Here is a 24,035-nt window from a genome sequence, read left to right on the forward strand (position 1 = left end):
CTCGTCGATCTGCTCGGTGCGGCTCAGCCGACGATGTCGAGTGCGTCCTGCCAGCTGGTGCCGCTCTGGATCGCACGCTTGAGGAGCGCGAGCTGCCGGGGCGCGTTGATGCACAGGGCACCCCGCACGACGTCGGCGTGCCCGAAGAGGGTGACCACGGCGTTGTCCCTGGGGTGCCGCACCTCGACCTGGTCGGTGGCGTCGGCACGGCCGACGAAGCGGACCTTGGCGTCGAACTGGTCGGACCAGAAGTAGGGCACGTGCGCGAACGGCTCGGCCTCGCCGAGCAGGGTGCGGGCCGCGTGTGCGCCCTGGTCGACAGCGTTGAGCCACTGCTCCACGCGCATGGTCTCGTCGAAGAGGCTGTTGTGCCAGCGCACCAGGTCACCTGCCGCCACGACCTCCGGTGCGGTGGTCCGCAGCGTCGGGTCGCAGACGACACCGTCGAAGAGGTCGACGCCGCTGCCTTGCAGCCAGCCGGTGGCGGGCACGACGCCGATTCCCGCGACGATGAGGTCTGCCTTCAGGACCGTGCCGTCGGCGAGGTGGACCTGGCTCCCTCCGGCTCCCGCCTCGATGCGCGAGACTCCGGTGCCGCAATGGAGCGTGATGCCGTGGCCGGCGTGGAAGTCGCGGAACCAGCCGCCCGTCTCGTTGCCGAGCACCCGCGTCAGCGGCACCGGGGCTGACTCGACCACCGAGACGTCGAGTCCGAGGCTCCGGGCGGTGGCGGCGACCTCGAGGCCGATGAACCCGGCGCCGATGACGACGAGGTGGCGACCGGCCCGAAGCTCGCCGTGCAGCGCGGTGGCGTCGGCCAGATCCCGCACCACGTGGATCCTGGCCTGCTCGGCCAAGCCGTTGAGCGGACGAGAGGAGCAACCGGTCGCGATGACCAGCCCGTCGTAGTCCAGCGCGCGCCCGTCCTCGAGGGCCACCCTGCGGGCGCGGGTGTCGAGCCCGACCGCGCGGGAGGCGAGCAGCACGTCGATGCCGTGCTCGTCGTACCAGGCGGCGTCCTTGAGCGCCAGCTGCTGGTGCTGCGGGCCTTCCTTGAGTGCCGCCTTCGACAGCGGCGGCTTGTCGTAGGGAAGGTCGTCCTCGCCGCTGACCAGGGTGATCTCGCCCTGGAATCCTCGGTGTCTGAGCTCCTCAACGGCGTTCACTCCCGCGAGCGAGCCACCGACGACCACGACGCGTCGCATGACGTCAGGCAGTCTCGAGGACGATGACGTTCTCGGGGCACGAGCGGATGCCGCGCTCGACCTCCTCGCGCAGCTCCTCGCCCGGATTCTCGACGAGGACGATGACCTGCCCCGTCTCGTCGTCGATGTCGAAGACGTTGGGCGACTCCATCATGCAGCAGGCGCAGCCGGTGCATCCGTCGAGATCGACGGTGATCTTCATCGTCATGGGGGGCTCCCTTCCTCCGCGCCTCATCTGTAGCGGTCGGCGCGCCGTGTGGGAGTCAGCCTGCCGCCGCGCACCGCGGCTCGGGCGAGGGTCGCTCGAAAAGCGCCCGGTTGGGGGGTGCGGTCTGTTCTCGACGGGCCGACGGTGACCGACGACCGTCCACCAGGCGGTCGATGAGCTCGGCGACCGGCGCGAAGCAGTCGCCCGCCACGGTCGGTGATGCCGGGCCGCCTCGCTGCCGGCCGGCCTGCCCCTCGGCGGCGCTGAGGATGCCGCGCGCGTAGGTGATGAAGGCGAGAGCGACGTCGCGGGCCTCGAGCGCCCCGTTCGCGTCGAACCACGGCACGACGCTCGCGCCCAGGCCGAGCACGGCACGGGTGGCGAGCTCCAGCTCGGGGCCGGCGAGCGCGTACTCCGCACCGATCATCTCCGCGATGATCGCCCGGTAGGTGCTCAGGACGCGGGCGACCCGCTCGGCGAACTCGGCGGTGAGCAGCTTGGCCTCACGATCGACGACGAGGGTCTCCTCCCGGCCCACGCACATGCCGTAGACGTGGGCGAAGAGGACGGCGTCGAGCGCGGCCGCGGTGGGTTGCTCGTCCTGGATCAGGCGCAGGACCACGAGGTCCTGGGTGACGATGTCCTCGATGAGGGAGGTGAGCACCTCGTCCTTGCTGCGGAAATGGTGGTAGATCGCCGGTGCGGTCACCTCGAGCGCCGCCGCGAGATGGCGCACCGTCGTCCCGTGGTAGCCCTTGGTCGCGAACTGGCGCAGAGCGACGCGATGAATGTCCGACCGGTCCACGTCTCACTCCAGCTCGAACCCGTGATATCCGGACGCCGCCACTCCCTCGGCGACCTGACGGTAGAGGCCGACGCCGCCGACGAAGGGCATGAAGACCCGCTCCTTGCCGGGGATGTTGGCGCCCATGTACCAGGAGGCGGCCTGCGGCATCAGGGTGAGGTTCGCGAGGTCGTTGGTCGTCGTGACCCAGTTGTCCTCGCTCTCGACGCCGGCCTCGATCCGGGTCAGACCCTCCTCGCGCAGATGGTCGAGCGCGTCGCCGATCCACTCCACGTGCTGCTCGATGGAGGTGATCATGTTGGAGAGCACGGAGGGGCTCTGTGGGCCACAGATGGTGAACAGGTTGGGGAAGCCGGCGGACATCAGCCCGAGGTAGGTGCGCGGGCCGTGGGCCCACTTCTCGCTCAGCGTCCGGTCACCGTTGCGGATCTCGACGGCGTTCAGGGCGCCGGTCATCGCGTCGAAGCCCGTCGCCATGATGATGACGTCGAACTCGTGCTCGGTCTCGCCGGCCAGGATGCCGCGCTCGGTCAGCCGCCGGATCGGCGCTTCGTTGATGTCGATCAGGGTGACGTTCGGCTGGTTGTAGACCTCGTAGTAGCCGGTGTCCACGCACATCCGCTTGGCTGCGATGGGGAAGGTCGGGAGCAGCTTCGCGGCGACCTGCGGGTCGGCGACCTTCTCCTTGATCCGGGTGCGGACATACTCCGAGACGCGGGCGTTGGCCGCGGGGTCGGTCAGGACGTCAGCCAGCGAGTCCGCGAAGCAGAGGCCGCCGAGCTCCCAGCGCTTGTCGAGCGCGGGACGGGTCTCGTCCGGTGTGATCTCGCTCAGGGCGGTCGTCTCGACCCCGCACTGGTAGCCGCTCGGCGCCATCCGGCTGCCTGCGCGCAGGTCGGGGTAGTGCTGCTTGATGGCGGGGAGGACGTCGGCGATCGGCCCGTTGTGGGCGGGCACGGCGTAGCAGGGCGTCCGCTGGAAGACGGTCAGCGCCCCAGCGTCGCGGGCGACCACGGTGATCGTCTGGAGGCCCGATGATCCCGTGCCGATCACGGCGACGCGCTTGCCGGCCAGGTTCGCGTCCGCCGGCCAGTCCGAGGTCCACAGCAGCTCTCCACGGAACTCGTCCATGCCGGGGAAGCTCGGACGTGACGGCACGGAGAGGCATCCGGTGGCGGCGATGACGTGGCGAGCCGTGCGGGTGGCGCCGTCGCCGGTGGTGACCACCCAGTGAGTCTCACGCTCGTTCCAGTCGAGCGTGCGCACGCGCTGGTTGAAGGTGATGTCCTTGCGCAGGTCGAACCGGTCGGCGACGTGACGCGCGTAGCTGAGCAGCTCCGGCTGGGCGGCGTACCGCTCGGTCCAGGTCCACTCCCGCTGGAGCTCCTCGTCGAAGGAGTAGGAGTACTCGACCGACTCGATGTCACAACGCGCGCCGGGGTAGCGGTTCCAGAACCAGGTGCCGCCGACATCTCCTCCTGCCTCGATCACGTGGACGTCGAAGCCACGCTCACGAAGGAGGTGCAGCTGGTACATGCCGGCGAAGCCGGCCCCGATGACCAGCACGTCGTGTTCAGTCACGGTGGTTCTCCTTGAGGAAGCCGATGATGTGGTCGGCGACGAGCGCCATCCCGGCGTCGTAGCCGGGGAGGATGCCGGGCATCTGGAAGAAGCCGTGCATCTGGCCGTGCGCGACGACCAGGTCGACGGGGACGCCGGCGGCGCCGAGGGCGTCGGCGTACGCCTTGCCGTCGTCATGCAGCGGGTCGTACTCGGCGAGGTAGACGAGTGCCGGTGGCAGTCCGCTCAGGTCCGCCGCGAGGCGGGGGGAGGCGTCGGCGCTGGTGCGGGCGGAGGTCTCCGGGAGGTAGCGGTCCCAGAACCAGGCCATCGCCGCCCGGTCGAGGAACTGCTGGTTCTCCGGCGCGTGGAAGGACGGAAGGTCGAGATCGCAGCCTGTCACGGGGTAGACGAGGATCTGCCCGTCGATGCGCGGACCGCCCCGGTCGCGCGCCCACTGCGTCATGACCGCGGCGACATTGCCGCCCGCACTGTCGCCGGCGACGACCAGGGGCGTGCCGGCGACTCCGAGCTCGGTGGCGTGCTCCGCGATCCAACGCAGCGCAGTCCAGCCGTCCTCGATGGCGGTCGGGAAGGGATGCTCCGGCGCCTTGCGGTAGTTGACGAGGACCACGACGGCGTCGGTCCGGTTCACCAGGTCGCGGGCGACGTGGTCGTACTGCAGGTCGATGTCTCCCAGGACCCAACCGCCGCCGTGGAAGTAGACGACGACACCGGAAGGATCACCCGAGGGGGAGAGCACCCGGACCCGGAAGGAGCCGCCGTCCACACCCGCGAGGCGCACATTGCGGACCGCGCCGACCGCGGGACCGCGGCCGCTCATCCCCGAGAGGACCATGTCGCCCAGTCGCAGGATCCCCGGAGTCCACTGCTCGATCGGAAGGGCGGTGGCGGCGAGGTCGTTCATCAGTTCTGCTGAACGTGGTTCGAGTGGCATGCGGGTGCTCCTGGCGCAGGTCGGGATCATCGGTGAACGTAGGCCCGCGCGGACCGCTCCTGAACACCCGGTAGGTCGGAGCACACCCGGCTGGGGGAGTGCCCGTGAGGAGGGCGTGACGCCGGTCGCGGGGGCCGCGGGCGTGGCTAGGTGGCGTAGTCGGGGTAGGTACGCTCCACCAGCCGGGTGAGCGCCTGCCAGGTCAGCTCGAGCCCGAGCTCGTCGGTGTAGTCGTCGCTGTCCTCGCCCTCCTCGAGCTGGCGTGCGGCGTGCTCGCAGACCTCGGGCGGCGGCAGCACGAGGGGGCCGCCGCCGGCCAGGGCATCGACCTGGATCTGGCACGAGCGGTGCAGATAGAACATCCGGAGGAACGCCTCCGCGGGCGACGCTCCCACGGTGAGCAGCCCATGGTTGCGCAGAATCAGCGAGTGATGCCGGCCGAGGTCGGCGACGAGTCGCTCCTGCTCGTCGAGGTTGAGGGCGACGCCCTCGTAGTCGTGGTAGCCGACGCGGTCGTAGAAGCTCATCGACATCTGGTTCAACGGCAACAGCTTCTCCTGTGCCGCGACGGCGCAGCCGGCGCGGGTGTGCGTGTGCAGCACGCAGTTCGCGTCCGGGCGTCGGCGGTGGATCGCGGAGTGGATCACGAAGCCGGCTGGGTTGACCACGGCTCCTTCGGCAGAGCGGACGAGACGGCCGTCGAGGTCGACCACCACCAGGTTCGAGGCGGTGATCTCGTCGAACATCAGGCCGTACTGGTTGATCAGGAAGAGGTGATCCGGGCCCGGCAGCCGTGCCGAGATGTGCGTGAAGATGAGGTCGGTCATCTGGAAGTGGTGCACGAGCCGGTACACCGCAGCGAGCTCGCGACGGAGCTCCTCCTCCTCCGTCGCGCCGGAAGTGCCGGCCTTGGTCGTTGCCCCAGGGTTGGTCTGTGCCGTCATGGTTCGCTCCTCGACTCGCTACGGCGGGCAGAGCGTGCTCACCGCCGTTCCACCGTGGTCGACGCCGAAACGATCTGCGGGTCGTCACCGATCACGGCCCCCCGGATGGGGGATGGGGCGGTGCCGCCACGGCGATGTGCGACGACCCCGGGGCCAGGGCTCCCGGGGTCGTCGCAGTCGGTCGTGCTAGCAGATGCCTACTGGGCGGTGAGGCCGCCGTCGACGACGAGCACCTGGCCGGTGACGTAGTCGGACGCGGCGGAGGCGAGGAAGATCGCGGGAGCGGCGTACTCCTCCGGCTGCGACCAGCGACCCATGGGGACCTGCTTGCGGATGTAGTCGGCGACGCCCTCGTGGCCCAGCTGCGGCAGCATGGCGGTCTCGACGTAGCCGGGAGCGATGGCGTTGACCTGGACGCCCTTGCGTGCCCACTCGAGCGCCAGCGCCTTGGTCAGGCCGACCAGGCCGTGCTTCGCCGCGATGTACGCACTGTCGTCGCGGATGGCGACCAGGCCCAGCACGGACGCGATGTTGATGACCTTGCCGCCGCCGTCCTTGAGGAACGGCGAGGCCGCCTTGCTCATCACCCAGCACGACTGGAGGTTGAGCTCGAGGACCCGCTGGAAGGTCGCGAGGTCGGTCTTCTCGATGGGCGAGTCGTGGTCGTCGGCGGCGTTGTTGACCAGGATGTCGATGCCGCCCAGCGTCTCGGCTGCGGTCAAGATGGCGGCCTCGGCCGACTCGGGCGTGCGCAGGTCGGTGGCGAGGATGTCGATGGTGCCGGGCGCGTCGGCGCCGAGGGCCGCCGTCTCCTTGAGCCCCTCCTCGCTGCGCGCCATCCCGAGGACGTGCGCGCCGCGCTGGGCGAGGCCGAGGGCGATGGCGCGACCGATGCCGCGGCTGGCGCCGGACACGATGGCGCGCCGGCCGGCGATGTCGAAGGGGTCGGTGGCGGGGGTCGTGGCAGTCATGCCGTGCAGCATGCAAGGCCTGTGCGCCTCCGTGGTGCGCTCGTCGTCGTGGACCGCCCGACTGGGTGATGCCCTCACGGCCTCCCCCGGTCGGGCGGGCTTTCGGAGGTGCGGGTGAGCGCGGCGCGGGACGCGCGGCAGTGTCGAGACGACCAGCTGTGACCAGACACACCATCAGGAAGGCCCGACGTGAGCACGTACGCCGTCGTCGACCCCGCCACGGGGCAGACCATCAAGGAATTCGCCGCGCTGACCGACGCCGAGCTCGAGGCCAAGATCTCGCGGGCGGACGAGGTCCACCGCACCTGGGGGCGCACCTCGACACCGGCTGAGCGCGCCGCGCTCCTCGGCCGCGTGGCCGAGCTGTACGCCGAGCGCCGTGACGAGCTGGCTCGGATCATCAGCCGCGAGATGGGCAAGCCGGTCGACCAGGCCGGGCTCGAGGTGGACTACGTCAGCGCGATCTACGACTACTACGGCCGCAACGCCGAGAAGTTCCTCGCCGACGAGCCGATCGACCTGGAATGGGGCGAGGGCACGGCTGTGGTCCGCCGCTCGTCGCTCGGCGTCCTCCTCGGCGTCATGCCGTGGAACTACCCCTACTACCAGGTGGCCCGCTTCGCCGGCCCGAACCTGATGGCGGGCAACACCGTGCTGCTCAAGCACGCCGCTCAGTGCCCGGAGTCGTCCGCCGCGATGGAGCAGATCTTCCTCGACGCCGGCTTCCCCGCAGGCGCCTTCGAGAACCTCTACGCCACCTACGCCCAGGTCGACGGCCTGATCGCCGACCCGCGGGTCCAGGGCGTGTCGGTCACGGGCTCGGAGAAGGTGGGTGCCCACATCGCCCAGGCTGCTGGTCGCCACCTCAAGAAGGTCGTGCTCGAGCTCGGCGGTGCCGACCCGTTCATCGTCCTCAGCAGCGACGACCTCGACGCCACGGTCGAGGCCGCGCTCACCGTCCGGTTCTTCGACAACGCCGGCCAGATGTGCTGCGGCGCGAAGCGGTTCATCGTGATCGACAGCCTGTACGACGCGTTCCTCGAGAAGATGACCGCGAACCTGTCCGAGCTCCGACCGGGCGACCCGATGGCGGAGGGCACCGCACTCGGCCCGCTGTCGTCGGTCGGCGCCGCGGAGTTCCTCGAGGACCAGGTGTCCCGGGCGGTCGAGGGCGGGGCGAAGGTGGCGCTGGGCGGCACGCGCGAGGGGGCGGCGTACTGCCCCACCATCCTGGTCGACATCGACCCGGCCAACGAGGCGGCGGCCGAGGAGTTCTTCGGCCCCGTGGCCAACCTGTACCGCGTCGCTTCCGAGGAGGAGGCGATCGCCCTGGCCAACAGCTCGCCGTTCGGTCTCGGCTCCTACGTCTTCACCACGGACGCCGCGCAGGCCGAGCGTGTCGCCGACGCGCTCGAGGCCGGGATGGTCTTCGTGAACATCGTCGGCGCCGACGAGCCGGCGCTGCCGTTCGGCGGAACCAAGCGCTCGGGCTTCGGCCGCGAGCTGGGCAAGTACGGCGTGGACGAGTTCGTCAACCGCAAGCTCATCCGCATCGGCGGCTGAGCATTCCGGTGTCGTCGAACGGGCTCGTGCACGACTGAGGCGTGCACGAGCCCGAACCGCAGAAGGCGCCGTACGACGAGAGGAGCTCGATGGCACACGTCCCGGCGAGTGAGCGGCGCGCCACGGTCGTCGCTGACGCCGCGGCGGGAGGTCGCACGTTCCCCAGCAGGGCCGGGCATGCCCACTCATGGCGGAATCGGGCCGCGCCCGGATCCAGCGTCCCCGAAGTCGATCGAGTGACTCAGACGAGCGATCGCGCCGACCTGCCAGACCGACCATGGACGACCCGATGACCGACAAGATTCCCGAGGACCTGACCCTCGCCGACTTCGCCCTGTGGGCGGACGGTCCGCCGCACGAGGTGTTCGCCGAGCTCCGGTCGAAGTGCCCGGTGCACTGGTCGCCGGGCATCCCCGTGCTTCCCGAGGAGGAGGGGTTCTGGTCGGTCACGAAGGCTGATGACGTGGCGAAGGTGAGCCGCGACTGGAAGACCTTCTCGTCGGAGCGTATGGGCATCGACATCACCAACCACCAGATCCCGCTGGAGTTCGCCCGCGCCGAGTTCATCGGCATGGACCCGCCGAAGCACGACCGGATCAAGCAGCTCTTCCTCAAGGGCTTCACCAACGAGCAGATCGCGCAGCACGAGGGATGGATCCGCGACATCGTCACCGGTGTTCTCGACCGGCTCGACGGGCAGGGCGAGGCGGACCTGGTCGGTGCAGTGTCCCAGCCGATCGTCGCCCGGGTCATCCACCAGCTCCTCGGCATCCCCGAGGAGGAGGACGTCAAGTGGGCCGACTACATGAAGCGCTACATGGGCCGCGACGACCCGGACCTCAACCCGGGCGGCATCCCGGCGTACGTCAACGAGCTGCTTCCGACGCTCATGCGCGAAGTCACCGTCATGATCGAGGCCCGCCGGGAGACGCCCACGGATGACCTGATCAGCGTCCTCGTGCACGCCGAGATCGACGGTCGGAGGCTCTCCGCCGAGGAGATCATGTACGGCACACTCCTGCTCATCGGTGCGGGCAACGACAGCACGATGGCGACCTATGTCAGCGCGATGAAGGCGCTGATGGAGAACCCCGACGAGCGCCAGAAGGTGCTCGACGACCTGTCGCTGGTGCCGAGCGTCGTCGAGGAGGCGCTGCGGATGTTCCCGGCGTTCTCCTTCATGCGGCGTACGGCGACCAAGGACGTCGAGCTCGGCGGTCAGCTGATCAAGGAGGACGACAAGGTCGTCCTGTGGTACCCGGCCTCGAACCGGGACGCGGACAAGTACGACGACCCGCACCGGTTCGACGTCACCCGCAACCCCGAGCACCAGGCGTTCGGCGCGGGCGGCCGACACTTCTGCCTCGGCAACGCACTCGCCAGGCTCGAGCTGCGCCTGATGATCGAGGAGACGCTCAAGCGCTATCCGCAGATGCAGATCGCGGGCCAGGCGCCGCACGCCGAGTCCTTCTTCATCAACCAGGTCAAGGTGCTGCCGGTGCGGCTCGGCCCCCGCGCGTGATGACGCGGCACCTGGGTGCTTCGAGAGTGCCCAGGGGCCGCGCCGCGCTGATCAGTCGAGGTCGGCGATGATCTTCCGGGTGAGGTTGTCACGTCCGGACGGCCGTGCGATGGACAGGTCGCCGTCGAGCGGGGTCACCGTCGCATAGCCGCGCGCCAGCAGCTCGTAGTCGGTCGTCACCTTGCCGGTGGTCGCCGTCGCGTCCTGCATGACGCCCAGGTCGTAGCCGACGGACCAGGTGTCGTCGTCCACCCGGCGGTACGTCGTGTGCAGGGGATCGATGTCGGCGAAGGTCGCCTCGCGGACACCGCGGAACGGCTGCGAGGGGTAGTTCACGTTGAACCCGACGTTGCGCGGCAGCAGCTGCCCGCAGTCGGTGGCGTTCCGCGCCACGGAAGCGACGAGCTGGGTAACCAGGCGGGCCGTGCCGGCGAAGTCGTAGCTCGAGCCGCCGGTCCAGTGGGCGTCGAACTCGGCCGGATGTGCGGTGCTGACCGCGATCGCGGGGATGCCGCGGTCGAGGGCGGTGGTGGCGGCACCGACCGTGCCGGAGTGGTTGGTCACCAGCGAGAGATTGGTCCCGGCGTTGGTCCCCGAGATCACCAGGTCCGGCTCGTCGTCGGCGAAGAGTGCGGTGAGGGCGAAGGCCACCGCGTCGGCGGGGGTGCCGCCGACGGCCCAGATGTCGGGGTCTCCGGCGACCGGATGGGTCACGTCGAGCGTGCCGCCGTAAGCCATGCCGCCGCCCTTGCCGGTCTGGTTCGTCGCGGGCGCGACCATCGCGACGTGATGTCCGGCGGCGTTCAGCGCGGCGTACACGGCGTTGATGCCCGGCGCGGCGTAGCCGTCGTCGTTGGTCAGCACGATGTCCAGCGGTCGCTTGCAGCCGGCGGGGGACGACGGAACGGCGGTCGACGCCGCCGGGCCCGCTGAAGCGAGCGCCGCGACGGTCAGTGCGAGCGCCGCGGCGCTCGCGAGGAGGGTGTGTCGAGTCTTCATCTCTCAGTCCTTAGGTCGGGCGCTGGGCGCCGGGGTTCGTCGACGGCGACCACGATCGAGCGCTTCGCCGCGCGAGCGTCGAGCGCGCCCCTGCCGGATCCCCCATCCGGGTGAACTCGGGACGCGTAGACGGCTGAGAACGTCCCGGCGCCGCGACAGTCGCCTGGGAATGTGTCCCGGATCACTCTCGGGTCGGGGCTCGTCGTGCGAGAGCTGGACCAGGAGGAACTATGAAGATCCGTTCGAAGCGACGGTGGGTGGCGCTCGCTGCGACGGTCGCGCTGATGTCGACCGTCACCGCCTGTGGCGCGGCGAAGGATGACGGCGCCCACGGGAAGTCGAGCGACGCCGACGTCGCGCGCTACCAGCAGGCACTGGACGGCTGGTACAAGGGCACCTACAAGGAGCCGGAGGGGCCGGCTGTCGCGACCGCGAGCGGCAAGAACATCTGGCTCGTCTCCGTCGGGCTCGGCATCGAGTACTCGGTTCGCTCCGCGGACGCGGCGAAGGAGGCGGCCGGAGCGCTGGGCTGGTCCATGCACGTCTACGACGCGAAGTTCGACCCGAACCAGATGCTCACCGGCGTTCAGCAGGCGGTCGTCGCCAAGGCCGACGGCATCATCCTCGAGGTCATCGACTGCGCTACCGTCAAGAACGCGCTGGAGCAGGCGAAGGCCGCGAAGATCCCGGTCGTGGCCATCGAGTCGCAGGACTGCAAGCCGGGGCTCTTCAGCCACACGGTGACCTACGAGAGCCACAAGTCCTTCCAGGACGCGACCGTCGAGTTCGGCGAGGCACAGGCCGCTTGGGTGGTCGCGAAGACCAAGGGGCAGGCCAAGGTCGTCCTCAACACCGGCACCGACACCGAGACCACCCGTCTGGTGACCAAGGGCAACAAGAAGGTTCTCGACGACTGCCCGTCCTGCGAGGTCCTCGACGACGTCACCTGGGTGTCCGCGGACATCGGGCCGGCGCTGCAGGAGAAGATCCAGCAGACGATGGTCAAGCATCCCGACGCCAACGCGTTCATGCCGAGCTATGACGCGATCATGACCCAGAGTGGCGGCGTGCAGGCACTCTCCGCCACCGGCCGGTTGAAGTCCCTGACCGTCTCGGGTGGAGAGGGCACGATTGCCGGGATCCAGCAGATCCGCGACGGCAAGGGCATGCAGATGTGCGCCGGCCAGTCGGTCGAGTGGGAGACGTACGCCGCCGTGGACGCGCTGGCCCGCATCTTCGCCGGAGCCGATCCCAACGCCGTCGACACCGGAATGGGCGTCCAGGTCTGCGACAAGGACCACAACCTGCCGGCGAAGGGCAAGCCCTTCGAGCCGCCGGTGGACTTCCGTGCGGCGTACCTGAAGCTCTGGGGCAAGAACTGACCTGCGGCTGCTGATCCACGCTCAGCCCCCGACAGGCGCGTCCTGTCGGGGGCTGAGCCGTGTTCGGGGCGCTCTCGCGCGAGGGCCGGTAGCCCGGGTGGGTGAGGTTGGTGTGATTCGAAACTCACCGCGGGTCGCGTGGGCTGACAGTTGTCCCATGACCGATGAGGCACAGCGTCCAGCGCTTGCGGTGCGGGGCGTCAGCAAGGCGTTCGGCACCAACCTGGCCGTGGCCGACGTGACCTTCGACCTGGCGGCGGGACAGGTGCACGCCCTGCTCGGCGGCAACGGCTCCGGCAAGTCGACCCTGATCAAGATGCTGGCGGGAGTCGAGCAGGCCGATGCAGGGACGATCGACATCGCCGGCTCCACCCTGTCGCTCCCGGACATGACGCCGGCGAAGGCCGCTGCGGCGGGTCTGAGCTTCGTCCATCAACAGCGCTCGACCTTCCCCGAGCTGACCGTCGCGGAGAACCTGGCCATCGGCGGCCCGGGCTTCCCCCGCGGCGCCGGTGGCCGGATCAAGTGGAGCCGCGCCCGCAGGGAGGCGGGCGAGATCCTGGAACGCTTCGGGATCGAGGCCCATCCCGACCAGCTGCTCGGTGAGCTCGGACAGGCCCGCCAGACGATGGTCGCCATCGCCCGGGCGCTGCGCACGCAGGGCGAGGGAGAGGGGATCCTCATCCTCGACGAGCCGACCGTGTCGCTGCCGCACACCGAGGTGGCTCTCCTCCTTGCCGCCGTACGTCGCCAAGCGGAGCGCGGGCAGACCGTGATCCTCGTGACACACCGCCTCGAGGAGGTGTTCGCCGTGGCCGACAATGCGATCCTCCTGCGCAACGGCCGACTGGTCGACGAGGTCGCCCCCCGGTCGCTGACGCGCAACGACCTCGTCGAGCTGATCATCGGACGGGCTGTCGAGGAGGTCGCGCCGACCGGCGGGGCCGCCGACGCCCCTGTCGTCCTCGAGGTGGAGGGCCTCACCGCGGGCCCGGTCGGCCCGGTCGACCTCACGCTCCACGCCGGGGAGGTCGTCGGCATCGCTGGTCTGGTGGGGTCGGGCCGTTCCAGCCTGCTCAAGTCGCTCTTCGGCTTCCTGCCGGCCGAGGCCGGCGCGATCCGGCTGGACGGCCGATCGGTGAAGCTGGACAGCCCGCGCCGGGCGATGCGCGCCGGATTCGCGTTCGTCCCGGAGAACCGGGCGGAGGACGCGGCGTTCCCTGAGCTGAGCCTCACCGAGAACATGTCCGTGAGCGTTCTGGCCAGGTACTTCAAGGGTGGCCGCTTCCTGGTCCGGCGGGAGAGGCGCGACGCCGACGCCCTCCTCGAGACCTACCTGATCAAGGCGCAGTCCGTCAGCGACGCGCTGAACTCACTGTCGGGAGGCAACCAGCAGAAGGCGATCGTCGCCCGGTGGCTGCGGCGTGATCCGAAGGTGGTCCTCCTCGACGAGCCCACGCAGGGCGTCGACGTCGGCGCCCGGGCCGAGATCTACGGCCTGGTCCAGCGTGCAGTGCAGGCCGGATCGGTCGCCCTTGTCGCCTCGTCCGACAGCGAGGAGCTCGCGGCCATCTGCGATCGGGTCCTTGTGCTACGTCGAGGCCGGATCGTGGGCGAGATCCCGAGGGACCAGTTGACCAGCAACCGCATCGAGCGCCTGGCGCACGGTGATGGAGAGGAAGAAGTCGCGTGATGAGCACCTTGTCCAACCCCCAGGCAGACGAGACGACCGACCTGGCGTCCTCCCGAGCAGCCCGGGTACGCCGGCTCCGCAAGCCGTTGCGCGGCTACCTGGAGGCGTATGCCTTCCCCGGCCTCCTGGTGGTCGCCTTCATCTTCTTCAGCGTGTGGCCCGAGACCTCGGCCATCTTCCCCACCACGGCCAACCTGCAGATCCTGCTCGGCTCGAGCACGGTGGTCGCCATCACCGCGCTGGGCTCGTTGATCCCGCTCGTGTGCAACGAGTGGGACCTGTCGGTGGGCGCCTCGGCGGCCCTGAGCTCGGTGTTCGCCGCCATCCTCCTGACGGACGGGAAGCCGGCGGTGCTCGCCGTCGCGCTGGCCGTCGGCATCGGCATCGCGGTCGGTCTTGTGAACGCCCTGCTGGTGACCCGGATGGGTGTCAACGCGGTGATCACGACGCTGGGAGTCTCCATCATCATCGCCGGCATCATCACCCTGAAGACGGGCGGCGTCACGGTCGCGGGCAGCATCCCGGCCGGGGTGACCGAGTTCGGCACGAGCACCTGGCTCGGGATTCCGCGCACCGTCTTCGCCCTCGCGATCGTCGCGTTCATCGTCTACTACCTGCTCGAGTACACGCCCTACGGCCGCTACCTGTACGCGCTCGGCTCGAACCGGTCGGCGGCCCGGCTCACCGGTATCCCGATCAAGCTGATCGTCGGTACGACATTCGTCATCGCCGGTGCGCTGTGCGGCGCGGCCGGCATGCTGCAGGTCGCGCGTTCCGGCGGCGCCAACCCCCACCTCGCGGACAGTCTGCTCCTGCCGGCACTTGCTGCGGCGTTCCTCAGCGCGGCCGCCATCAAGCCCGGGCGCTACAACGTCGGCGGCGCACTCGTGGCGGTCTACTTCCTCGCGGTCCTCAACAACGGCCTCAACCTCGCCGGCGCACCCGACTACGTGTCGAGCTTCGTCAACGGCGGTGCCCTCATCGTCGGCGTCGGCGTCGCGGCGCGCCTCGGCGGCCGGCGTGAAGCCTGATCACCATCACCCACGAGGAGCAGGGATGAATCTCCCCACCACAGTTGCAGTCGTGACAGGCAGCGGCCGCGGAATCGGCCTGGCGTTCGCGCGCCGACTCGCCGAGGCAGGCCACCGGGTCCTGTTGACCGACATCGACGAGTCGACGGTGCGGGCGGCCGCTGAGACGATCGAAGGCGCCACCTGGATTCAGCAGGACGTGCGCGACGCCGAGAGCCACGCGGTCGTCGCGGCTCGCGCAGCCGAGCTCGGAGACCTCCGGGTCTGGGTCAACAACGCCGGCGTGCTCATCGCCGGCGAGCCCTGGACGCACCTGCAAGCGGACGTCGACCGCTCCTTCGACGTGAACGTGCGCGGGGTGATCGCCGGCTCGCACGCCGCCGTCCGAGCGATGACCGGACCCGGCCGCATCCTCAACGTCGCCTCGACCGCAGCCCTCGCGCCGGTCCCGGGACTGGCCATCTACGGCGCCACCAAGGCCGCGGTGTTGTCGTTCAGCACCTCGCTCCAGGGCGATCTCGCCCGAGCGGGATCCCAGATCCGCGTGCACGCCCTGTGTCCGGACGTCACCGCGACGGCCATGGTCGACGACGTGGCCACGGATCCGGGTGCGTCGATCCTCTTCGCCGGATCGCGACAGCTCGAACCCGATCAGGTCGCCGTCGCGGGGATGGAGCTGCTCGCCAGCCGCCAGGTCGCCCGCGCCGTACCACGTGCCATGGGCGCCGTGGCGCGGCTCACCAGCCTCTCCCCGGCCCTCGCCCTGCGCCTGGCCGCGTCGACGCGACGGACCGGTGAGAAGAACCAGCGACGAGGTGCCGATCGATGAGCGGCATGCGCCGATTCGACGGCAGGGTCGTCATCGTGACCGGCGGTGCCTCGGGCATCGGGAAGGCCGCGGTCTGCCGGTTCGCGGCCGAGGGCGCGACCGTCGTCGTGGTGGACCTCGATCAGGCGGCCGGCGAGGGCCTGGTCGCGGACCTGCGGGAGCAGGGAGCGTCTGCCGACTTCGTCCGTGCCTCCGTGGACGACGAAGCCCAGGTGGCCGAGCTCTACGCGAGCCTGATGTCCCGGCACGGCCGGCTCGACGTGCTGGTGAACAACGCCGGCATCGTTCTCGAGAGCCTCGGCGCCACGACCTCGCTGGCGGAGTGGCGACAGGTCCTGTCCGTCAACCTCGACGGGGTCTTCCTGATGGCCAAGCACGCCCTCCCCGCTCTGCGTGCCTCCGGCGGCGGGGCGATCGTCAACAACGCCTCGATGCTCGGCCGGATCGGCACGCCGGGCGCCACCTCCTACGTCGCCAGCAAGCACGCGGTCGAGGGCCTCACCAAGAACCTGGCCCTCGAGCACGCCGCCGAGGGCATCCGGGTGAACGCGGTCTGCCCCGGCTACGTGAACACTCCGATGATCCAGGCTGACCTCGAGGCGCAGCCCGGGTACCTCGAGTCCCTGCACCCGATGGGTCGGCTGGCCGAACCGGAAGAGGTGGCTGCGGTCATCGCCTTCCTCGCCAGCGATGAAGCGAGCTTCGTCACGGGATCGTCGTATCTCGTCGACGGTGGATACACGGCGCAGTAGGTCCGCAGATGAGCCAAGGACAGGCACTGCCCACCCCCACCACGCCTGATCGTCCCGGCGACGCTGCAGGATGGTCGGGAGAACGACAGCTGTGGTGGCGCGACTTCGACTCCCTGGGGCACGTCACCGCGTCGAGCTACTGCGTCATCTACCACGACGTCTTCGGCGACTTCATGGAGGAGAAGTGGGGCCCCGGCGCCAGCTACGTCGTCCGCCGGATCAGCATCGACCATGTGCGCGAGATCATCCGCTCCGACGGTCCTGTCCGGGTGCGCGTCGAGGTGACCGATGTGGGGCGATCGTCACTGCGCGCGAGCATGGTGATGTCCACGGGAACCGGAGTCGTCGCGAGCACCGCCGAAGGGGTCTACGTGGCGTGGGACGGCGAGCGCCGCGGATCGCGCCCGATCACTGACGCGGAACGGCGCGCGCTCGGGTGACAGCGAAGCCCCGGACCTCTCTCGAGGTCCGGGGCTTCACTGTGCGCTCAGGCGACCGGGCCCTCCGTGATCAGCAGCAGGTCCTCGACGGACGCAACGGGCGGATCGACGAACGAGCGGAAGACCTCGAAGAAGTCCTCCGGCTCGATCGCACCCTCGGGGGCGTGCACCCCCGGCTTCGTGATCAGGCCCTGGCGAAGCAGCTCGAGGCCGACCGCGAGCGCGGCGCCGGTGCCACCACCCATCTTGCCCGGGGGCATCGAGGTGGGCTCCACGGCGATGGCCAGCGGCTCACCGTCACGCTCGCCGCGCGCCATGGCCCAGACCTGGTGCAGCGGGTCGCGCGTGCGAGGGGCGTCGGCCGGCGGCGGCGGGAACTCCTCGAGCTTCTTGGCGCCCTCCTTCAGGCTGAGCTCACCGGCGTCGTACTGCGCGGCGACGGAGCGCGCGTGGTCGAACACCCACGCGGGCCCGGAGGTGAGGTTGGTGCAGTTGACCACCGTCGGGAGGTACGACGGAAGGGTGAGCGCCTCGGGATGGCCGACCGTGTACGCGGTGACCGGGCCCTTGCCGGGGTAGAGGAGCTCGACCGGGAGCAGCGGCTCGATGTCCTTGGGGGCGCCGTCGCGGTAGGCGCGGATCGACCCACTGATCTGGATCAGCCAGTGCTCGACGGCAGCGCCGGCGCCGTCGGCGGCCGGGTAGGCCGCCTCCTCCTCGAGCACGGCGCCGCGCATCGACCAGCCGGTGAAGATCTCGGTGACCTTGTCGAGGCGCCTGGCGACCAGCAGGGCGGCCAGGTTGGAGATGCCGGGGCTGCCGCCGATGCCTTTGACGACGATCAGGCCCTTCTCGCGGGCGCGGGCGTCGAGCTCGTCGGCCTCGACGGTGGACTCCCAGTCGTCGTCGATGTCGAGGTAGTGGCAGTCGGCGTCGATCGCGGCCTCGAGGATCGGGCGTGCGAACTTGGAGAACGGGCCCATCGTGTTGAGGATGACGTCACAGTCGGCGAACGCCGCCTTCATGGCGCCGGCGTCGGTCGCGTCGAGACGGATCGCCGCACAGGGCCCGCCCACCTCGGCAGCGACCTGCTCCGCGCGGGCCAGGTCGATGTCGGCGACCAGCAGCTTCTCCGCCGAGCCGAGCTGCGCGATGCCCCGGACGGCCCAGCGGCCCATGGCCCCTGCGCCGCCGACGATGAGGACGGTGCCGAGGGGCGCCTTGGTGTCAGTCATGGTGAGGATGCTCCGATCTGAGGTGGGGGTTCAGCGAAGGACGCCGCTGAGGCGGTCAGTGATCCGGTCGGCGGTCCAGCCCAGACGCAGGGTCGTGGGGTAGACGACGCCAGGCAGGAAGCGCTGGGTCTCGCGCCACACCGCCGAGAGGTCGTCGTGCATTCCCTCGCCGGCGAGGTGGTCGGCCAGCAGGGTGCCGAGGTACGGCGCCTGGGGGAGACCGTGGCCGTTGCAGGCCATCGAGTAGTAGACGTTCGGGGTGAGCTGCCCGACGTTCGCCATGTTGGAGGGGGTGAGGCCGATCCAGCCGCCCCAGGCGCGCACGGCGGAGAGTCCGGTCAGTCCGGGAAAGCGCTCATGCAGGCCGCGTACCAGGTCGTTGACGACCCACTGCCTGGGGAGCTTGCCCAGCTGCGCGTGGCGAGCGGTCTGCAGGCTGCGGCTGGTCGTCACGATGGTGCCACGTGCGGTGGTGCGGAAGCTCTGCATCACGAAGTGGTTCGTGGTGATCGGCGCGCGGCTCGTCCAGCCCTCGGCGTCGAGCTGCTCGTCGGACACCGGCTCCGTCTCGATCGCGGTCACCCAGGCGGGCGTGCTGAGGTTGCGCGGAGCGATGCCGAGCTGGTTCATGAAGCCGTTGTTCGCGAGGACTGCCTGGCGCGCGTGGACCCGGCCGCCGCGCGTCGCGACGATCACCCCGCTGCCCGTGTCCCGGAGGTCGGTGACCGGGGAGTGCTCGAAGACACGGACCGCCGAGGCGCGGACGACGTCACGCACGCCCAGGGCGTACTTGCCCGGGTTGAGGATGCCGCCGACCTTGATGTGCATGCCGCCGATGAAGCGCTCGGGGATGCCCAGTGCCTCGGCGTCGCCCACGCTCACGCGCTCGTTGGGCGTGATGGTCTTCTCGATCTTCCGCAGCGCTCGCCGACTGGTGGCGGTCGCCACGTTGCCGGTCCTCACGTAGTCGCAGTCGATCTTGTGGTCCTCGATGACCGACTCGGTGAAGGCGACCGATTGCTTGGCGAACCGGTAGAGGGCTCGGGCCCTGTCGGCGTAGAACCTCTTGAGGATGCGGGGGTCGCTGCCCAGGGTCTGCGTGACATAGCCGGCGTTGCGGCCGCTGGCCCCCCAGCCGCAGATCTCGGCCTCGAGGAGGACCACGTCCTTGCCGTGTTCGGCGAGCCGGAGCGCGGCCATCATGCCGCCCATGCCGGCACCGACGACGACGACATCACACGACTGGTTGCCCTCGAGCGTGGGGGAGAGGTCCGTGGGCTTGTCCGCCCACCCGCTGCCCGGCAGGTAGGTCAGCGGGGTGGATGCCGTCTCGTACACGTGGCCAGCTCCTTCAGGGGCGAATCGATCCACGAGCTCGTGGATCTCCGATGCAGCCAGATTGGTGGCAAGGCAGCCGGCCCGGAGCAGGTGGAGCGCGAGTCACCCCCGAGTGGGCTACCCGGTCGGGCCTACCTGGCGGTCCAGCCGCCGTCGGCCACCAGCAGCTGACCGGTCACGAAGGACGCCGCCGGCGACGCGAGGAAGACCACCGGACCGACCATCTCCTCCGGCTGGGCCCAGCGGCCCATCGGCGTGTTCTTGCGGACCCACGCGGCGTACTGGTCGTCGACGAGGCCCGGGTCGGTCATGGCGGTGTGCACATAGCCGGGACCGAGCGCGTTCACCCTTACGCCGCGGCGCGCCCACTCCAGGGCCAGGGCACGGGTGAGCCCGAGCAGCCCGTGCTTGGCCGCGATGTAGGCCGACTCGCTGCGGCTGGCGACGACACTGAGCATCGAGGCCACGTTGATCACGCTCGCGCCTTCGCCGAGCACGTCGGACGCGGCGCGGCAGAGCAGCCAGCAGGACTGCAGGTTGAGAGTGAGCACCTGCTGGTAGCCCGCCAGGTCGGCCTGCTCGATCGATCCCATCTGGGTGGTACCGGCGTTGTTGACCAGGATGTCGATCCCGCCGAGCACCTCGACCGCGCGGGCCACGACGGCCTCGACCTCGTCGGGGTCCGACAGGTCGGCGATGTGCGCGGTGACCGAACCCGTCGCACGGTGGGCCAGCTTCACCGTCTCGGCCAGGTCCGCCTCGGAGCGGGCCACGGCGAGGACGTCGGCACCGTGCTCGGCGAGCCCGATCGCCAGGGCACGACCGATGCCCCGGCTGGCGCCGGTGACGACGGTCCGCCGCCCGGCGAGGACGAGGGAACCGGTGGCGACGGTGTCGTTGGGTGGCGATGACGTCATGGGGTGGAGCTCCTTCGTGGGGCGGTGGTCAGGACAGTGAGAAGGAAGGGCGTCGCCCCTCGGTGAACGCCGCAGCGGCCTCGCGTGCCTCCGCGCTCTGGGCGGCCTCGACGCTGGCCTCGGTCTCGCGTCGCATGACGTCCTCGAGGCTGCCCTCCCAGCCGCGGTCGAGGAGGTTCTTCGCCAGCCGGAGTGCGGTGGGTGACTTGGTGCGCAGCGTGGCGACGATCCGCGCCACCTCCGCGTCGAGGTCGTCGTCGGGGACGACGCGGTTGACCAGGCCCCAGGCCTGGGCGCGCTCGGCGGCGAACGGCTCGCCGAGCAGGATGATCTCCTTGGCGACCGCGGGTCCGGCCGTGCGCGGCAGAACCCCGGTGAACCCGTTGGTCACGACCAGACCGACGGCGGTCTCGGTGAACCGGAAGGTCGCGGAGCTTCCGGCCACGACCAGGTCGGCGCTCAGCGCGATCTCCGCGCCGCCGCCGATCGCGTAGCCGTGCACCCGCGAGACCACCGGGACGGGGCAGGCCTTGATCCGGCGCGTGATCTCGTGCAGGCGCTCGGTCGTGGCCGCCAGCTCCGTCTCGGTCTTCGGTTCCTGAGCGTCCTCCTCCGCCGACCATTTGAGGTCATGGCCGCTCGAGAAGGCCCGGCCGGCGCCCCGCAGAACGACGGCCCGAACGTCGCCGGGCAGGTCGGCGAACGCAGTGTCGAACGCGTCGAGCAGGTCGGGGTCGAGTGCGTTGAGGCGCTCGGGCCGGTTGAGGGTGATGGTGCGGACGCAGTCGACGGTGTCGACGAGCACGGTGGCGGGCATGCCTGGTCAGACCTCCTCGAGCGAGCCGGTCACCGCTCCCGCTGTCGCTTCGCCTTGCTCGTCGGGGAGCACGACCGACCGGTCGGCGTCCCAGACGGCCAGCACCGGGTCGCCGGCCGCGACCGCGGCCCCGGTGCCGGCCTGCTCCTGGGCGAGCATGGTGAAGCCCGCGACGTCGATCTCCAGACGCCGGATGCCGCCCATGTAGATCACCTGCTTCACCCGCCCCGCGAGGGTGTTCCCGCACCTCCGCGGAGCGGTCGGCGTGTCCGGTACGACGGTGACGCGCTCGGGGCGCACCGTCATCACGCCCCTGGAGCCCGTGGCGAGCGCGGCCGCCTCGGGTAGCGCCAGCTCGTAGCCTTGGCCGAGCAGCCGTCGTCCCGCCGGGCCGTCGGCGATGACTCCCGGCAGCACGTTCGAGTCGCCGAGGAACTCGGCCACGAAGAGTGTCGTCGGGCGCTCGTAGAGCTCCGATGCCGTACCGACCTGCTCGATGGAGCCGTTGTTGAAGACAGCGATCCGGTCCGACATGACCAGCGCCTCGTCCTGATCGTGGGTCACGTAGACGAAGGTGATACCGAGCTCGCGGTGGATCCGCTTGAACTCCAGCTGCAGGCTCGCCCGCAGTCGGCGGTCCAGCGCGCCCAGCGGCTCGTCCATGAGCAGCACGCGGGGCCGGAACACCAGGGCCCGCGCCAATGCCACACGCTGCTGCTGCCCGCCGGAGAGCTCACGGGGATAGCGCTGTTGCATCCCGTCGAGACCCACCAGTTCGAGGCTCTCCGCCACGCGTCGCTGGAGCTCGTGCTTCGGCATCTTGCGCCGCTTCAGCGGGTAGGCCACGTTTGCCTGGACGGTCATGTGGGGGAAGAGCGCGTAGCTCTGGAAGACCATGCCGATATTGCGCTTGTGCGGAGGGACCGCCTCGATCGGAGACCCGTCGACCAGGATGCGGCCACTGTCTGGCTGCAGGAACCCCGCGATCGCGTTGAGCGTCGTGGTCTTTCCCGATCCGCTCGGGCCGAGCAGCGTGACGAACTCGCCCGCCGGCATGTCCAGGGAGACGTTCGCGAGCGCGGTCACGTCGCCGTACCGCTTCTGGAGGTCGAGCAGCTCGATGGCTGCTCCGAGCATCGGCTCAGACATGCTTCGTCCTTCTTCGGCTGGCGATGACGGCGGAGAGGAGCAGGATCGCGCTGCTCAGGGTGATGATGAGTGTGGAGGCCGCGGCGATCGTGGGCGTGAGCGTCGTCGACACGCTCTGGTAGAGCTGCACCGGCAACGTCCGGTTGAAGGGGCCCGACAGGAAGAGCGAGATGATCGCCTCGTCGAAGGAGATCAGGAACGCGAACAGGGCGCCGGTCACCATGCCGGGCGCGATCAGCGGCAGCGTCACATGGAGGAAGGTCGCGGCCGGGCCGGCCCCGAGGCTCGTCGACGCGCGCTCCAGGCGACGGTCCACCCCCTGCAACGACGTACCCACGGTGAGGACCACGAACGGCAGCGCCACCACCGTGTGCGCCAGCACGAATCCGAGGAACGTCGAGGAGAGGTGCCACTGTAGGAACACGTAGTAGATCGCGATCGCCGTGATCACTCCGGGCACGATCATGGGGGCGAGCAGGAAGCCGTTCAGCGGTGCTCGCCACCATCCGGTGCCGCGCACCAGCGCGAAGGCGGCCATCGTCCCCAGGCTCGTCGCCAGGAGTACGACGACGCCGCCGACCTTGAGTGACAGGACGAACGAGTCCATCCAGGCGGGGTCGGCGAAGAGCTCGCCGAACCACCGGGTCGACAGGCCGGGCGGAGGAAACCTGAAGGTCCGCGAGCTCGTGAAGGCCATCGGGATCACGACGAGCGTCGGTGCAACGAGGAGCACGGCGACGAGAACGCAGAATGCTTTGAGGGCCAGACGCCGGGGTTCGCGCATCAGCGGGCCTCGCTTCCGATACCCAGCGCCTTGGTGAAGCGCCGGGTCAGCAGTGCACCGAGGCCCAGGAGCGCGAGGGTGAGCACCAGGAGCACCAGTGCCATGGCCCCTCCCCGACCGAAGGCGAGCAGCCGGCTCACCTGTTCGACGATCTGCTGGGAGAGCAGGCTGTTCTGCGGGGAGCCCAGCAGAGCGGGCGTGAAGTAGAACCCGAGGGACACGATGAACACGATCGTCGCGCCCGACGTGATGCCGGGCGTGGCGAGCGGCAGGTAGATCGTGCGGAAGGCCGTGGCCGGGCTCGCGCCGTGGATCTGCGCCGCGCGCAGGAGCGCGCGGTCGATCTGGAGCAGCCGGGCATAGAGGGGCAGGATGAAGAAGGGCAGCAGGACCTGCGTCATCCCGATCACGACCGCCGACGTCGTACCGACGAGGCGGACCTCCCCGAAGCCCAGTGACCGCAGCGCGCCGGTGACCGGTCCGCTGTCGCCGAGCAGGATCAGCCAGGAGTAGGTGCGGACGATCAGGCTGGTCCAGAAGGGCATCAGCACGGCGCCCAGCAGCAGCATCCGCCACCGGAATCCGACGACGGTCATCAGGTAGGCGTACGGGAATCCGATGAGAGCGCACAGCCCGGTGACCAGCAGCGACGCGGTGACCGTGCGCTGAAGGATGGTGATCTGGGCGGGAGTGGTCAGGAACCACTCGTAGTTGGCCAGCCCGGCGTCGTCCGGATGGACGAAGTCGGTCAGGCTCCGCGCGAACATGAGCGCGATCGGGTAGGCGAACGTGAGGACGAGCAGACCGACGGGAAGGGCCGCGACCAGTGGCCAGCGCAGTGGCCGGACCAGGTCGCGCGCCCCTCTCGTCGTCATCGTCTTCCTCTCGTCGCCGGGCAGACCGCGGTACGCGTCGTGTCCGGTCATCACAGGT

23 protein-coding genes are annotated in these 24,035 nt (G+C 69.9%); 8 read left to right on the forward strand and 15 right to left on the reverse strand.

Translation table 11 applies throughout. The features are described from left to right. Positions 1-23 precede the first annotated feature (23 nt). From AB4880_RS03290 to AB4880_RS03320, 7 genes are all read right to left on the reverse strand, one after another. A complete protein-coding gene (locus AB4880_RS03290) occupies positions 24-1,205 on the reverse strand; it encodes an NAD(P)/FAD-dependent oxidoreductase (RefSeq protein WP_367917768.1) in 1,182 nt (393 codons plus the stop codon). 4 nt (positions 1,206-1,209) lie between these two features. After that, entirely contained in the window at positions 1,210-1,413 is a 204-nt protein-coding gene (locus AB4880_RS03295; RefSeq protein ID WP_367917769.1) for a ferredoxin, read from the reverse strand. A gap of 55 nt (positions 1,414-1,468) precedes the next feature. After that, entirely contained in the window at positions 1,469-2,218 is a 750-nt protein-coding gene (locus tag AB4880_RS03300; protein WP_367917770.1) for a TetR/AcrR family transcriptional regulator, read from the reverse strand. A gap of 3 nt (positions 2,219-2,221) precedes the next feature. Further along, positions 2,222-3,799, reverse strand: coding sequence for a flavin-containing monooxygenase (locus AB4880_RS03305; RefSeq protein WP_367917771.1), 1,578 nt, complete (start codon positions 3,797-3,799; stop codon positions 2,222-2,224). Next, positions 3,792-4,706, reverse strand: a complete 915-nt coding sequence (locus tag AB4880_RS03310; RefSeq protein WP_367917772.1) for an alpha/beta hydrolase — start codon at positions 4,704-4,706, stop codon at positions 3,792-3,794. The genes AB4880_RS03305 and AB4880_RS03310 overlap by 8 nt, the downstream gene beginning before the upstream one ends. Positions 4,707-4,882: 176 nt before the next feature. Next, positions 4,883-5,680: a class II aldolase/adducin family protein gene (locus AB4880_RS03315; RefSeq protein WP_367917773.1), complete on the reverse strand. Its 798-nt coding sequence runs from the start codon at positions 5,678-5,680 to the stop codon at positions 4,883-4,885. Between the two features lie 197 nt (positions 5,681-5,877). Continuing rightward, complete coding sequence (locus AB4880_RS03320) at positions 5,878-6,651, reverse strand: SDR family NAD(P)-dependent oxidoreductase (RefSeq protein ID WP_367917774.1); 774 nt, start codon at positions 6,649-6,651, stop codon at positions 5,878-5,880. A 189-nt stretch (positions 6,652-6,840) separates the two neighbouring features. Between AB4880_RS03320 and AB4880_RS03325 the strand changes: the two genes are divergently transcribed. Both AB4880_RS03325 and AB4880_RS03330 read left to right on the forward strand, forming a co-directional pair. Beyond that, positions 6,841-8,214: an NAD-dependent succinate-semialdehyde dehydrogenase gene (locus AB4880_RS03325; RefSeq protein WP_367917775.1), complete on the forward strand. Its 1,374-nt coding sequence runs from the start codon at positions 6,841-6,843 to the stop codon at positions 8,212-8,214. A gap of 289 nt (positions 8,215-8,503) precedes the next feature. Continuing rightward, the gene (locus tag AB4880_RS03330; RefSeq protein ID WP_367917776.1) at positions 8,504-9,736 is read left to right on the forward strand and encodes a cytochrome P450; all 1,233 of its coding nucleotides are present in this window, start codon (positions 8,504-8,506) and stop codon (positions 9,734-9,736) included. A 51-nt stretch (positions 9,737-9,787) separates the two neighbouring features. Here AB4880_RS03330 and surE read toward each other — a convergent pair whose 3' ends face one another. Further along, entirely contained in the window at positions 9,788-10,735 is a 948-nt protein-coding gene (gene surE / locus AB4880_RS03335; protein WP_367917777.1) for a 5'/3'-nucleotidase SurE, read from the reverse strand. Positions 10,736-10,965: 230 nt separating this feature from the next. Between surE and AB4880_RS03340 the strand changes: the two genes are divergently transcribed. The 6 genes from AB4880_RS03340 to AB4880_RS03365 all read left to right on the forward strand — a co-directional run bounded on the left by AB4880_RS03340 (position 10,966) and on the right by AB4880_RS03365 (position 16,862). Then, positions 10,966-12,117, forward strand: a complete 1,152-nt coding sequence (locus AB4880_RS03340; protein ID WP_367917778.1) for a sugar ABC transporter substrate-binding protein — start codon at positions 10,966-10,968, stop codon at positions 12,115-12,117. A 157-nt stretch (positions 12,118-12,274) separates the two neighbouring features. Next, positions 12,275-13,810, forward strand: a complete 1,536-nt coding sequence (locus tag AB4880_RS03345) for a sugar ABC transporter ATP-binding protein (RefSeq protein ID WP_367917779.1) — start codon at positions 12,275-12,277, stop codon at positions 13,808-13,810. Continuing rightward, positions 13,810-14,841 carry an ABC transporter permease gene (locus AB4880_RS03350; protein WP_367917780.1) on the forward strand — a complete coding sequence of 344 codons (1,032 nt, stop codon included), beginning with the start codon at positions 13,810-13,812 and terminating at the stop codon, positions 14,839-14,841. Before AB4880_RS03345 ends, AB4880_RS03350 begins: the two co-directional genes overlap by 1 nt. Positions 14,842-14,893: 52 nt before the next feature. Then, the gene (locus AB4880_RS03355) at positions 14,894-15,670 is read left to right on the forward strand and encodes an SDR family NAD(P)-dependent oxidoreductase (protein ID WP_367917781.1); all 777 of its coding nucleotides are present in this window, start codon (positions 14,894-14,896) and stop codon (positions 15,668-15,670) included. After that, a complete protein-coding gene (locus AB4880_RS03360; RefSeq protein ID WP_367917782.1) occupies positions 15,667-16,422 on the forward strand; it encodes an SDR family NAD(P)-dependent oxidoreductase in 756 nt (251 codons plus the stop codon). Before AB4880_RS03355 ends, AB4880_RS03360 begins: the two co-directional genes overlap by 4 nt. 8 nt (positions 16,423-16,430) lie before the next feature. Then, complete coding sequence (locus AB4880_RS03365) at positions 16,431-16,862, forward strand: acyl-CoA thioesterase (protein WP_367917783.1); 432 nt, start codon at positions 16,431-16,433, stop codon at positions 16,860-16,862. A gap of 47 nt (positions 16,863-16,909) precedes the next feature. Here the strand turns inward: AB4880_RS03365 and AB4880_RS03370 are convergent, their stop codons facing one another. The 7 genes from AB4880_RS03370 to AB4880_RS03400 form a co-directional block, all read right to left on the reverse strand. After that, positions 16,910-18,097 (reverse strand): saccharopine dehydrogenase family protein, encoded by a 1,188-nt coding sequence (locus tag AB4880_RS03370; protein ID WP_367917784.1) that lies wholly within the window; start codon positions 18,095-18,097, stop codon positions 16,910-16,912. 30 nt (positions 18,098-18,127) lie between these two features. Then, positions 18,128-19,435 carry an NAD(P)/FAD-dependent oxidoreductase gene (locus AB4880_RS03375; RefSeq protein ID WP_367917785.1) on the reverse strand — a complete coding sequence of 436 codons (1,308 nt, stop codon included), beginning with the start codon at positions 19,433-19,435 and terminating at the stop codon, positions 18,128-18,130. A 131-nt stretch (positions 19,436-19,566) separates the two neighbouring features. Next, entirely contained in the window at positions 19,567-20,352 is a 786-nt protein-coding gene (locus AB4880_RS03380) for an SDR family NAD(P)-dependent oxidoreductase (protein WP_367917786.1), read from the reverse strand. Between the two features lie 28 nt (positions 20,353-20,380). Then, complete coding sequence (locus AB4880_RS03385; RefSeq protein ID WP_367917787.1) at positions 20,381-21,169, reverse strand: enoyl-CoA hydratase/isomerase family protein; 789 nt, start codon at positions 21,167-21,169, stop codon at positions 20,381-20,383. Positions 21,170-21,175: 6 nt separating this feature from the next. Beyond that, positions 21,176-22,318, reverse strand: a complete 1,143-nt coding sequence (locus AB4880_RS03390) for an ABC transporter ATP-binding protein (RefSeq protein ID WP_367917788.1) — start codon at positions 22,316-22,318, stop codon at positions 21,176-21,178. Next, on the reverse strand, positions 22,311-23,051 hold the full coding sequence (locus AB4880_RS03395; protein WP_367917789.1) for an ABC transporter permease: 741 nt from the start codon (positions 23,049-23,051) through the stop codon (positions 22,311-22,313). Before AB4880_RS03395 ends, AB4880_RS03390 begins: the two co-directional genes overlap by 8 nt. A 50-nt stretch (positions 23,052-23,101) precedes the next feature. Next, positions 23,102-24,028 carry an ABC transporter permease gene (locus tag AB4880_RS03400; RefSeq protein WP_367917790.1) on the reverse strand — a complete coding sequence of 309 codons (927 nt, stop codon included), beginning with the start codon at positions 24,026-24,028 and terminating at the stop codon, positions 23,102-23,104. Positions 24,029-24,035 lie beyond the last annotated feature (7 nt).

It is taken from the genome of Nocardioides ginsengisoli, assembly GCF_039537225.1.
In the GTDB taxonomy this organism is placed as follows: domain Bacteria; phylum Actinomycetota; class Actinomycetes; order Propionibacteriales; family Nocardioidaceae; genus Nocardioides; species Nocardioides ginsengisoli.